Here is a 13,128-nt window from a genome sequence, read left to right as displayed (position 1 = left end):
GGAGAGATAATTGGCAACCAATCAACATTTAATTATTATTTCACTCGATTCTCTAGGATTTAGAGATATTGATGAACATCGTGAAGAGTTACCAACTTTGAATAAGCTGGTCCAGGGGGGAACTTGGGTAAAAAAGGTTCAAGGAATTTATCCGACTTTGACTTACCCATCACATACCACGATCATTACGGGACAATATCCAAGCGTCCATGGAATCGTTAATAATACTAAAATTCAACCGGAGCGTCGTTCGCCTGATTGGTATTGGTATCAAAAAGATGTCAAATCAACCACATTGTATGATCTAGCTCATAGGAAGGGTTTAAAAACGGCAGCTTTCTTATGGCCAGTAACTGCTGGTAGTAAGATCACTTATAATTTAGCGGAGATTTTTCCTAATCGGATTTGGACCAACCAAGTTTTAGTCTCGTTGAAGGCTAGTTCACCATTATTTATTTTAGAAATGGATAAAAAATATGGTAAATTGCGTAACGGTATTAAACAGCCACAACTAGATGATTTTATTACTGCTTGTGCGGTAGATACGATTAAGAACAAGAAACCTAATCTGACACTGTTGCATTTAGTTGATATGGACAGTATGCGTCATCGTTATGGGGTTAGATCTGAGGATGCTTTAAAAGCTTTGCATCGTTTAGACGAACATGTTAAACAAGTAATTGATGCAACCAAAGAAGCTGGCACTTTTGAGGATACTAATTTTGTTATTTTAGGTGATCATTATCAAATTAATGTGAATAAAATGATCCATTTAAACACATTATTTGCTAAGCGAGGTTGGCTTCAAGCAAAGCCTGATCAGACTTTCAAAAAAAATTGGTCTGTTATGGCCAAAACTTGTGATGGTTGTACGTATATTTATACGAGAAACTTTGAACAATTGAAGCGATTAAAAGATTTGATTGGCAGTGTTGAAGGTGTGGAAAAGATTTATTCTTCAAAGGAGGCTGCCACTATGGGAGCTGATCCAAACTGTACACTGATGGTTGAAGCTAAGGCTGGTTATTACTTTACAGATGAAAGTGATCGTCCAAACGTTGTAGAAGAAGTCTTGTTGACTATGATGGGTGATAGTGATCGTTATGAGGGTGTTCACGGTTATCATCCAGACAAACCTGGTTACAAGACAACTTTGATTTTCAATGGACCAATGATTAAGAAAAATCAGACGGTTGAAGCTGCTAATTTAGTAGATGAGGCTCCGACCTTTGCCAAATTACTGGGATTGAAGTTTGATCGTCCAATTGCTGGCAATTGTATTGAGGATGTATTTAATGATTAGAATAGAGGGAATTTATGCGGTTTAATAAAAAACAGTGGAGTTGGATCCTTTATGACTGGGCTAATTCTGGATATGGAATTATTGTTACGACAGCGGTTTTGCCAGTTTATTTTAAATCAGTTGCGCAAGCTTCCGGTGTATCAGCTTCCAACGCTACCGCCTTTTGGGGTTATGCCAATAGTTTTGGAACACTTTTAGTTTCAATTTTGGCCCCAGTTTTGGGAGCTCTAGCGGATTATCCACATCATAAGAAAAGATTAATGAATTATTTTGCGTTTTTAGGGATTATCATGACTTTAGGTTTAGCAATTGTCCCTCCAAATCAGTGGCAATTACTCATAGGTGTGTATATCCTGTCGATAATTGGTTATTCAGCTGGAAATTTATTTTATGATAGTTTTTTGACTGATGTAGCTGATAATAAAGAGATGGATGCCATTTCTTCAAATGGATATGCTTACGGTTATTTAGGTGGAGTTTTCGCCTTCGTGTTGTTTTTAGTTCTACAATTAACAAGTGGTTTTGGGATGTTATCGAGTTATGGAGTGGCTCGCTGGAGTTTCTTATTAGCAGCTATTTGGTGGATAATTTTTTACATACCGCTGTTAAAGAATGTTCATCAAGTTTATTCATTGCCAGAAAATCCTCATCCAGTTGTTTCTAGTTTTAAACGTGTCTGGTCAACCATTACGCATCTACGTCAATATAAAGCAGCCGCCTGGTTTTTGGTAGCATATTTCTTCTATATTGATGGAGTAGACACGATTTTTACGATGGCTACCTCAATTGGGATGGATATGGGAATTAATACGACAACATTAATGTTAGTTCTATTAGTTGTACAATTAGTCGCCTTTCCATTTTCAATTTTATATGGCTGGTTAGCCAATAAATTTTCCACCCGTGCAGGAATCCTTTTGGGGATAATTTTGTACTTGGGAATTTGTTTGTATGCTTTGAAATTAACTACGACAATAGATTTTTGGATCTTAGCTGTTCTGGTGGGAACTAGTCAAGGTGGAATTCAGGCATTGAGTCGTTCTTACTTTGGCAAGTTGATTCCTAAGAAATCCGGTAGTGAGTTTTTTGGATTCTATAATATTTTAGGAAAATTCTCAGCCGTCTTAGGACCAGTTTTGGTGGGAATTGTGACACAAATAACTGGTAAATCAACAATTGGGGCCGCTTCATTGAGCATTTTATTCTTTGTTGGACTGATAATTTTCTTGATGTTACCAAAGCTAACAAATGAAAATTAAAAAAATAGCGAAAATATGTTCGCTATGGTAATATAGAGCAAGCGATATAAGCCTGACATTAATTACATCTAATTCGTGTGCGAGAGTTAGATGTTTTTTTTAGCTTAAGGGGGTAAGTTAATCTGTGATAGATAGAGTAAAAGATAATAAATTTGATTTGGTTTCTAAGTATTCACCTGCTGGAGATCAAGCTCAAGCAATTGATAAAATCACTAAAGATTTCAAAGATGGTGACAAAGAAGTGGTCCTTGAAGGTGCTACTGGAACTGGTAAAACCTTCACTATGGCTAATGTGATTAAAAATCTTAATAAGCCAACTTTAATTATTTCTCATAATAAGACTTTGGCTGGTCAATTATATGGTGAAATGAAGGAATTCTTTCCTAATAATGCTGTCGAATATTTTGTCAGTTACTATGATTACTACCAACCTGAGGCTTATGTGCCATCAAGTGATACCTACATTGAAAAAGACTCAAGTATTAATGATGAAATTGATAAATTACGTCATTCCGCGACTAGTTCACTTTTAGAGAGAAACGATGTTATTGTTGTAGCTTCGGTTTCTTGTATTTTTGGATTAGGTGATCCAAGAGAATACGCTGACAGTATCATTTCTCTACGTGTTGGACAACAAATTGCTCGAGATACGTTGTTAGAAGAATTAGTCGACAATCAATTTGAACGAAACGACATCGACTTTCAACGTGGAAGATTCCGTGTACGTGGCGATGTGATCGATATTTTTCCAGCCTCACGAGATGATAATGCTATTCGAGTGGAATTTTTTGGTGATGAAATCGACCGTATTATTGAGATGGATGCTTTGACTGGAGAAGTTAAAGGTCAAATGGATCATATTGGAATTTTCCCAGCTACTCACTTTATGATCAGCGATTCCAAGATGGATGAAGCTTTGAAGAGAATTAAAAATGAGATGGACCAACAGGTTGAAAAGTTCACTAAAGAAGGCAAATTACTGGAAGCTCAACGAATCAAGCAAAGAACTGAGTATGATATCGAAATGATGCGTGAGATGGGTTATACTTCTGGAATTGAAAATTATTCACGTCATATGGAAGGACGTGCAGAAGGGGAGCCACCATTTACTCTGCTTGATTTCTTCCCTAAAGATTTTAATATCATGATTGATGAATCTCATGTTACTATGCCACAGATTAGAGGAATGTATAATGGAGATCGTGCTAGAAAACAACAACTAGTTGATTATGGTTTTCGTTTGCCGAGCGCTTTGGATAATCGACCATTAAAGATTGATGAATTTGAAAAACATGTTAATCGGATTCTCTATGTGTCAGCCACTCCTGGTCCATATGAATTAGATCGAACACCGCATAAAGTTGAACAAGTTATTCGTCCAACTGGTTTGTTGGATCCTAAAATTGAGGTTCGACCTATTATGGGACAAATTGATGATTTGGTTGCTGAGATCAACGATCGAGTGGCTAAACATGAACGTGTCTTTGTCACGACCTTAACGAAGAAAATGGCTGAAGATCTGACGGATTACTTTAAAGACTTGGGAATTAAAGTTAGATATTTGCACAGTGATATTAAAACTTTGGAACGTACTAAGATTATTCGAGATCTTCGATTAGGCAAGTTCGATGTTTTAATTGGAATTAACTTATTGCGTGAGGGTATTGATGTACCTGAAGTATCTTTGATTGCTATTTTGGATGCTGATAAGGAAGGTTTCCTGAGAGCAGAAAGATCATTAGTTCAGATTATTGGTCGTGCTTCTAGAAATGAGCACGGTAAGGTTATAATGTATGCAGATAGTATTACTGATTCTATGCGTGGTGCAATTAATGCAACTGCTCGTCGTCGTGAGATTCAGGAGAAATTTAATGAAGAGCATCATGTAATGCCTAAGACGATTGTTAAACCTATCAGGGATGCTATTTCTATGTTCCAAAAGGTTGATAATTCATCTTCAGAAACAGAGAAGATCGATGATGATATTGACTTCAAGGATATGAGTAAGAAAGACCAAAAAGAACTGCTTAAAAACTTAAATGATCAGATGGAAGCAGCAGCTAAGAAACTCGATTTTGAGGCTGCAGCCCATCTACGTGATACGATTTTGGAATTAAAGGCGGAAAAGTAATAAATATGTTAAATGATAAAATTGTTATTCATGGTGCACGTGCACATAATTTAAAAGATATTGATGTGACGATTCCTCGTGATAAGTTAGTTGTTATGACTGGTTTATCAGGTTCTGGTAAGAGTTCACTGGCTTTTGATACGCTTTATGCTGAAGGTCAAAGACGTTATGTTGAAAGTTTGTCATCCTATGCACGGCAATTTTTAGGACAGATGGATAAACCAGATGTTGATTCGATTGATGGGTTAAGCCCAGCTATTTCGATTGATCAAAAGACTACTTCGAAGAACCCTCGTTCAACGGTCGGTACGGTTACTGAGATCAATGATTATTTACGTTTACTCTGGGCTCGTGTAGGGACGCCAATTTGTCCTAATGACGGAACTAAGATTACGAGTCAATCAGCTCAACAGATGGTTGATGCTATTTTAAAGTTGGATGAAGGGACTAAATTACAAGTTCTTTCACCAGTCGTAAGATCAAAACGTGGACAACACAAAAAAGCCTTGAATCAAATTAAGAAACAAGGTTATGTTCGAATTAGAGTTGACGGTGAAATTCGTGATGTCAGTGAAGACATTGAGCTAGATAAGAATAAGAAACATAGTATTGATGTGGTGGTCGATCGAATTGTTATTAATGATCATATTAAATCACGTTTGTTCGATTCGGTTGAGGCTGCTTTAAGATTATCTGATGGCTATATGAATGTTGATGTGATTGGCTCAGATATGATGGTTTTCTCTGAAAAAAATGCTTGTCCAATTTGTGGATTCACTGTAGGTGAACTAGAACCACGTCTATTTTCTTTCAACGCTCCCTTTGGGGCCTGTGAAAACTGTGATGGTTTAGGAATCAAACTAGAAGTGGATTTAGATTTAGTTATTCCTGATCAAAGTAAGACTTTGGCTGAGGGAGCAATTGAACCTTGGAATCCGATTAGTTCACAATATTATCCAGAAATGCTGGCCCAAGCATGTAAAGAATTTGGCATTGATATGAACGTACCTTTCGAGAAATTACCTAAAAAGGATCAAAAGACAATTTTAAATGGTTCTGATGGCAAGACATTCCATTTTCACTATGAGAATGATTTTGGTGGGGTCCGCGATGTTGATGTACCATTCGAAGGAGTAATTCCTAATATAGATCGTCGTTATCATGAGACAAATAGTGATTTTACACGTGAGGTCATGCGTAAATACATGACTGAATTGAAATGTCCAGTTTGTCATGGTAAAAGATTGAATCGAAAAGCTTTAGCTGTTAAGATTGCAGGTCAAGATATTGCTGAAGTTTCCGATATGTCGATCAAAAATGAATTGCCATTTTTTAAAGCGGTAACTTTTGGTGAACAAAATACCGTTATTGCTAAGCCAATTTTGAAAGAAGTCAAAGATCGGCTCGCTTTCTTAATTAATGTTGGTTTGGAATATTTAACATTATCACGATCAGCTGGGACTTTATCTGGTGGCGAGGCTCAAAGAATTCGTCTGGCTACACAAATTGGTTCTAATTTATCTGGGGTTATGTATATTCTGGATGAACCTTCAATTGGGTTGCACCAACGTGATAATGATAGATTGATTAGATCATTGAAAAAAATGCGTGATCTTGGTAATACGTTGATTGTTGTTGAACATGATGAAGATACCATGCGAGCTGCTGATTATTTGATTGATGTCGGTCCTGGAGCTGGTGAAAATGGTGGTCGAATCGTGGCCGCAGGGACTCCAAAAGAAGTTGAAGACAATCCTAAGTCATTGACTGGACAATATTTAGCTGGAAAGAAGTTTGTACCGGTACCACTAAAACGTCGTAAGGGTAACGGAAAAGCAGTTAAGGTGTTTGGTGCTGCTGAAAATAATTTGAAAAAATTAGATGTGAAATTTCCTCTAGGTAAATTTATTGTTGTTACTGGAGTTTCTGGATCTGGTAAATCAACTTTAGTTAACATGATTTTGAAACGTGCTTTGGCACAGAAAATGAATCATAATTCTGAGAAGCCAGGTAAATACAAAAAGATTACTGGCTATGAGAACTTGGAAAAGATGATTGCTATTGATCAGAGTCCAATTGGTCGGACTCCGAGAAGTAATCCTGCTACTTATACAGGTGTTTTTGACGACATTAGAGATTTGTTTGCTCAAACTAATGAGGCCAAGTTACGAGGCTATAAGAAGGGAAGATTTTCTTTCAATATTAAAGGCGGTCGCTGTGAAAACTGTCACGGAGACGGAATTATTAAAATTGAAATGAATTTCTTGCCAGATGTTTATGTTCCTTGTGAAGTTTGTCATGGCACACGTTATAATTCAGAGACTCTGGAAGTAACTTACAAGGGTAAGAATATTGCCCAAGTTCTTGATATGAAGGTATCTGAAGCTTTAGGTTTCTTTAGCAATATTCCTAAGATCAAACGTAAGTTACAGACGATTCAGGATGTTGGTTTAGGTTATGTCTCATTGGGACAATCAGCCACACAATTATCTGGTGGTGAGGCTCAAAGAATGAAGTTAGCCTCAGAACTATATAAGAAATCTAATGGTAAGAATTTCTATATTTTAGATGAACCAACAACAGGCTTGCATACTGACGATATCAAACGTCTGCTAGGCGTTTTGCAACGTTTAGTTGATGAAGGCAACACGGTCTTAGTGATTGAACATAACTTGGATGTTGTTAAGTCTGCCGATTGGTTGATTGACCTGGGTCCTGAAGGTGGCGAAGGCGGCGGAAATATTGTCGGTATTGGAACTCCAGAACAGATTGCCGAAATCAAGGAGAGCTATACTGGTCAATATTTGAAGCCAATTCTAGAACGTGATACCAAACGAACTAAAGACGCACAATAATTTTGGAGATGATAATTTGAAAAAAGTATTCATCACCGGTTCAACTACTGGTCTAGGATTTCTTGAAGCTAAAAAATTGATTGCTGATGGTAATGAAGTTGTTTTACATGCACGAAATGAAAAAAAAGCTCAAGCAGTAATGCAGAAATTGCCAGGTGCTAAAGGGATAGTAGTGGGTGATTTGTCCTCAATGACAGATCTAAAAAATATTGCCCAAGAAGTTAATGACTTTGGTACTTTTGATAGTATTATTCACAACGCTGGAGTCTATTCAAATGATCAAAAGACAATTTTCAAAGTCAATGTCTTGGCTCCATATGTCTTGACAGCCTTGATTACTAAACCCAAGAGCTTGATCTATACATCTTCAGGAATGCATTTGGGTAGTCATTTTACGATGGATAAGATTGAATCAGGAGTTAATTATTCTGCTTCAAAACTTTTGATTTTATTGTTAACAAAAGCAATTGCTCGTAAGTGGCAAATTCCCTCCAATGCAGTTGACCCAGGTTGGGTTCCAACACGTATGGGTGGAGATGGTGCTAATGATGACTTGAAATTAGGCTATTTGACACAAGTAAAATTGGTTGAAGATAATACAGATTTTAGTGGCAAGTATTTTTATCATGATAACGAAACACACTACGATCAAAGGGCCGATGATATTAAATTGCAAGATGAATTATTGCAACGATTGGCTGAAATTTCTGATATTCAATTACCTTAAAAATAAGACCGTCTATTTTCATAAATTAATTTATGGGATTAGGTGGCCTTTTTTTAATTACAAATAAATAGGGAAAAATATTCGAAGCATTTGATTCTAGAAACTGACACGCCCGGATTGTTATGGTATGCTTAGAGAGAATGTGAGGTGCAAAATGGCGAAAGATACGCTTAATTTAGTAATAGTAACCGGAATGAGTGGTGCGGGTAAGACCGTTGCCATGCAATCTTTTGAAGATTTAGGTTATTTTTGTATTGATAATATGCCACCCAATTTGCTTCCTAAGTTCTGGGAATTGGTTCATGAGTCCGGAACAATTAAGAAAGTAGCTTTGGTTGTCGACATTAGATCACGTACATTTTACGATGAAATCTTTTCAATGTTGTCACAAGTTGATGAAGACGAGCAAGAAAAACATCAAAAAGTTGATATGAAGATTCTTTTCTTGAATGCCTCAGATGAAGAGTTGGTTTCTCGCTACAAAGAGACTCGTCGGAGCCATCCTTTAGCAATGGAAGGTAGATTGTTGGATGGAATTGAAAAAGAGCGAGAGCTTCTAGCAGAGATTCGTGGAAGAGCTTCAGTTGAAATTGATACGACTGATTTAACTCCACGTCAATTGCGTGAAGAAATCTTTGATAATTTTCAAGAATCAACTGGAGTACCAACGTTCCATATTGAAGTAATGTCATTTGGCTTTAAATATGGCTTACCGATTGATGCTGATATTGTAATGGATGTAAGGTTCTTGAAAAATCCATTTTATATCAAAGAGCTTAAAACGCAGACCGGAATAGATAAACCAGTTTACGACTATGTTATGGATGATCCGCAAACCAAGAATTTTTATGATAAATTTTATGATTTATTGAAGGATATTGTGCCCGGATATAAAAATGAAGGTAAGACTAGTTTAACAATTGCTATTGGTTGTACTGGTGGTCAACATCGTTCTGTAGCAATTGCTCAACGTTTAGGTGCTGACCTTAAGAAAAAGTACTACGTTGACGTAACTCATCGTGACATGGAAAAATCTCAAAAGAAGGTAATCGAAGATGGCAGCAAATAGGATAGTTCGAGTCGTTAAGGGACGTCGTCCAAAAGTTGTAGTTATAGGTGGGGGAACTGGTTTACCAGTTGTATTAAATAGTTTAAGAAAGATGGATGCTAATATAACCGCAATTGTTACAGTTGCCGATGATGGGGGATCATCCGGTATTATTCGTGATTATATTAACGTTGTCCCTCCTGGGGATATCAGAAACGTCTTGGCATCTTTGTCTGATTTGCCACAGGTAGATTTAGACGTTTTCCAATATCGTTTCAGAAGTAATGATGATTTCTTCTCTGGCCATGCGCTGGGAAATTTAATTATTGCTGCTTTAAATGAAATGTCACCTAATATTTTTGATGCCGTTCAAGAACTATCTGAAATGATGAAAGTAGATGGTCATGTCTATCCAGCTAGCAACACTAAACTAACTTTACACGCTGAGTTCACTGATGGAACTAAGTTAGCCGGAGAACATGAAATTACTCATTCGGGAAAGCATGTCAAACGAGTTTGGGTTACCGATTCTGACGAACCAAATAGAGAGCCTAAATCAGTTATTTCAGTCATTGCTTCTATCATGCAAGCTGATGTAGTCGTTTTAGGACCTGGTAGTCTATTTACTAGTATTTTGCCAAACTTGATGATTAAAGATATTGGTGAGGCAGTTAAGCAAACTTCTGCTGAGGTCGTTTATATTTGCAATATCATGACTCAAATTGGCGAGACCGAAGGGTTTACCGATGCCGATCATGTTAGAGTTTTAAACAGACACTTAGGCGGCAATTTTATTGATACTGTTTTAGTCAATACTAGAGATATTCCTAAGAATTATATGGATCATAAAAAGTACGATGAGTACGTGAATCAAGTAGAGACGGACTTTAAAGGTTTAAGAGAAATGGGTTGTAAAGTTATTCAAGATGATTTCTTGTCGCTACATGACAAAGGTGCTTTTCATGATGGTAAAAAGGTTGCACGAGAGATCATCAATCTGTCGTTACAATCTGGTAATAGAAAAAATGAGGTGAGACGTTAGTGGTTTCATATGCAAGTGAGGTCAAACAAGAACTCACAAAATTAGTCGTTCATCCTGAACATGCTCGAGTAGAATTATCAGCCTTATTAAGGATGAATGGTTCATTAAGTTTACAAAATCATCGATTCGTCTTGACTGCACAGACAGAAAATGCTGCTATTGCCAGAAGAATTTTCTCTTTGATCAAGCAAAAGTACGGTATAGAATCAGAATTAATTGTGCGCAAAAAGATGAAATTGAAAAAGAATAATCAATATTTAGTACGTTTGAAATATGATACTAATCGAGTTTTGACAGATTTAGATATTTTAGATGAATCAGGGTTGTCGATCAATACTGATGTGCCGGATGAAGTTATAAATGAAGATCAACGAATGCGCTCGTATTTGCGTGGAGCATTCTTAGCCACGGGTAGTGTTAATAATCCTGAGACCTCAAGGTATCATCTAGAAATCTATTCATTGTATGAGACCCACAATGAGGGAATTGCTCAGATGATGAATTATTTCCACTTGAATGCTAGAACAACTAAGCGTCGGAGTGGTTATATCGTTTATCTAAAAGAGGCTGAAAAAATTGCTGATTTCTTACAGTTGATCGGTGCAACTAATTCAATGTTGAAATTTGAGGACATTCGAATCGTGCGTGACATGAGAAACTCAGTTAATCGTTTAGTCAATTGTGAGAATGCTAATATTAATAAGACTGTGGCTGCAGCCGAACGTCAAATTGAAAATATTAAGCATTTGCAGTCAACAGTTGGATTAGATACACTTCCAGATAAATTGCAGGAGATTGCAACTTTACGTTTGGAAAATCCTGAAGTTTCACTCAAGGAGTTAGGCGAGATGGTGCCAAGTGGTCCAATTTCTAAATCAGGGATCAATCATCGTTTACGAAAATTGAATGAATTGGCAGAAGCTCAAAAAGTTTAAATTAATAATTAAAATTCAAAAGGCGACATCTATTAGAGTGTGTATACTCAGAATAGATGTCGCCTTTTATTATGAAAAATTAGTTTTTATCAAGAATACCAGTAGTCCTAAATATAGAATTGTTGCACAGATAAGTGAGATTAGGTAAGCCTTAGGCATTAACCAATGTATTTTAATATTAGCTTTGTCGAGGTTCTTAGGAATTCGAACAGTAAAGAGGCTTTGCTTGTTAAGTGTCCAAGGGACCGCGTGATTATTAATTGTGACATGATAGTGAAGCGACTTGTAAGCATAAGTTGGCAAAGATATTTTGCCCTTTGAAGCATTGGAAAGCTGCCAATTAATACTATTAGGCGTACTTTTATGGCTTAAAGCAATATCTTTTTGAGTGCCTTGTCCAAGATGGTTGGCTAAGGGATAAATAATACTTTGATCGAGGAACATTCCGTCACTTTCTGGTTGTAGTGGGGTAGTACTTGGAGCATAGTCTGGCAGAAGTGAACGCATGATTTTATCACTATTGATACCAGTTGAGGTTAACTTGACGGACTTGTTTTGGGGAATCTGCGTTTTAGTAAATTCAGTTACAATGATCGCCTTGTTAGTGTGAAAGTATTGATTATGGATAGCTGTAAAAGTTGCCATTGAAAAGCTTATTAAGGTCATTGTTAATAAGATAGGTGTTAAAATCTTCTTTTTAAAGGTCAAAAGAACTAATAGAACTGGAATGACACCAATAAATATACCAAAGCGCCAATTGGCATATTGGAAATTGTTGATAATTGGAACATGATTGAATAATTTCCAAGGGAAAATATTTGTTGAGAGAATTATTAGGATTAATTCTGTAATGAACCAAGGCCTAGTGCGTTGGAAATTTTCTTTTCGGATTCCTAGAATTGAGATTATTAAAAGAATAATAGTGGTGATTGAAATAGTTGCCTTAGCATCCCAAGTTGGCTTTTTAATCAATTCCCAAAGTGAGAGACTAACGATGTTTCCCTTACCAAAAGGCGACAATAAGCCTGATTTAGAAATTGTGATGACACGATAAATTATTGGTAAGCATAAAATTAAAGTTAGAATTGCTGCCAAGATTAAGTTGATCCAGGCAAAATAATTTCGATGAACAATGGTTTCAATAATTAAGCAAATTCCAGCTACAAGTCCCAAAACAACGGCACTCAACAAGTGTGAATTGGCAACAATAGTCAACAACAAGGCTGTTTTGATAATTAACTGAGGTTTGAATTCATAACTTTGAACAATTTCTTTGAGCGTAAAAAAGATTGGAAAGATGAAAATCATAATAATGGCAGTACCTGATTGCATTTCACCCGTGAGGTCTTTGATAACTGAGCCAGATAGGGCAAAGATACTAGCCATTAAAATAGCATTTTGACTATAGAAGCGTTTTCTCAAGGATAGAAAAGTTACAATAAAAGTTGCGCCCGCTATCAGCGAACGAATCGCAATTATCTGATGGATCGGCGTGAGAAAATTAGTTATCCAAACAAAGGGCCAGAGTGTGTAGTCTGGATACATCCCATTAATAGCTTGTCCTGTGTTAAAGAAAGTATTGAAGTTGACCCAGCTTGGTAATTGATGTTTCAAAAAGGCTAGACGTATTTCATAGATTCTTTGTGAGTGAAAAATGGTGTCATATGAGGCTACCATGTAATTAAAATGAAATTGCCAAAGAGTCCAAACTAAGAGGAAGATAAAGAAGATGGTGGCAATTAAGATTGTTTTACGAGTAGATTTTTCTTTGAAATTCAAAATAATTCTCCCCATGATTAATGTAATTCAGAATTTAATTGTACCTCAT

The 13,128-nt window shown here is 36.5% G+C and carries 9 protein-coding genes; 8 read left to right on the top strand and 1 reads right to left on the bottom strand.

The features are described from left to right. The first annotated feature begins 10 nt into the window (after positions 1 to 10). From LA20249_RS05010 to whiA, 8 genes are all read left to right on the top strand, one after another. Positions 11 to 1,303 (top strand): alkaline phosphatase family protein, encoded by a 1,293-nt coding sequence (locus LA20249_RS05010; RefSeq protein ID WP_057736875.1) that lies wholly within the window; start codon positions 11 to 13, stop codon positions 1,301 to 1,303. A gap of 14 nt (positions 1,304 to 1,317) precedes the next feature. After that, entirely contained in the window at positions 1,318 to 2,562 is a 1,245-nt protein-coding gene (locus LA20249_RS05005) for an MFS transporter (RefSeq protein ID WP_057736876.1), read from the top strand. A gap of 124 nt (positions 2,563 to 2,686) precedes the next feature. Continuing rightward, entirely contained in the window at positions 2,687 to 4,693 is a 2,007-nt protein-coding gene (uvrB, locus tag LA20249_RS05000; protein WP_057736878.1) for an excinuclease ABC subunit UvrB, read from the top strand. A gap of 5 nt (positions 4,694 to 4,698) precedes the next feature. Further along, positions 4,699 to 7,548: an excinuclease ABC subunit UvrA gene (gene uvrA / locus LA20249_RS04995; RefSeq protein ID WP_057736880.1), complete on the top strand. Its 2,850-nt coding sequence runs from the start codon at positions 4,699 to 4,701 to the stop codon at positions 7,546 to 7,548. Between the two features lie 16 nt (positions 7,549 to 7,564). Next, positions 7,565 to 8,275, top strand: coding sequence for an SDR family NAD(P)-dependent oxidoreductase (locus LA20249_RS04990; protein ID WP_057736882.1), 711 nt, complete (start codon positions 7,565 to 7,567; stop codon positions 8,273 to 8,275). A 154-nt stretch (positions 8,276 to 8,429) separates the two neighbouring features. Continuing rightward, positions 8,430 to 9,344, top strand: coding sequence for an RNase adapter RapZ (rapZ, locus tag LA20249_RS04985; protein WP_057736883.1), 915 nt, complete (start codon positions 8,430 to 8,432; stop codon positions 9,342 to 9,344). Then, positions 9,331 to 10,365 carry a gluconeogenesis factor YvcK family protein gene (locus LA20249_RS04980; protein ID WP_057736885.1) on the top strand — a complete coding sequence of 345 codons (1,035 nt, stop codon included), beginning with the start codon at positions 9,331 to 9,333 and terminating at the stop codon, positions 10,363 to 10,365. Before rapZ ends, LA20249_RS04980 begins: the two co-directional genes overlap by 14 nt. Then, entirely contained in the window at positions 10,365 to 11,300 is a 936-nt protein-coding gene (whiA, locus tag LA20249_RS04975) for a DNA-binding protein WhiA (protein ID WP_057736887.1), read from the top strand. The genes LA20249_RS04980 and whiA overlap by 1 nt, the downstream gene beginning before the upstream one ends. Before the next feature lie 69 nt (positions 11,301 to 11,369). Here the strand turns inward: whiA and LA20249_RS04970 are convergent, their stop codons facing one another. Further along, positions 11,370 to 13,079, bottom strand: coding sequence for a hypothetical protein (locus tag LA20249_RS04970; protein ID WP_057736889.1), 1,710 nt, complete (start codon positions 13,077 to 13,079; stop codon positions 11,370 to 11,372). Positions 13,080 to 13,128 lie beyond the last annotated feature (49 nt).

The organism is Companilactobacillus alimentarius DSM 20249 (genome assembly GCF_002849895.1).
GTDB lineage: Bacteria > Bacillota > Bacilli > Lactobacillales > Lactobacillaceae > Companilactobacillus > Companilactobacillus alimentarius.
The sequence above is the reverse complement of the archived record's forward strand: the minus strand, read 5'-3'. Positions and strand labels throughout refer to the sequence as shown.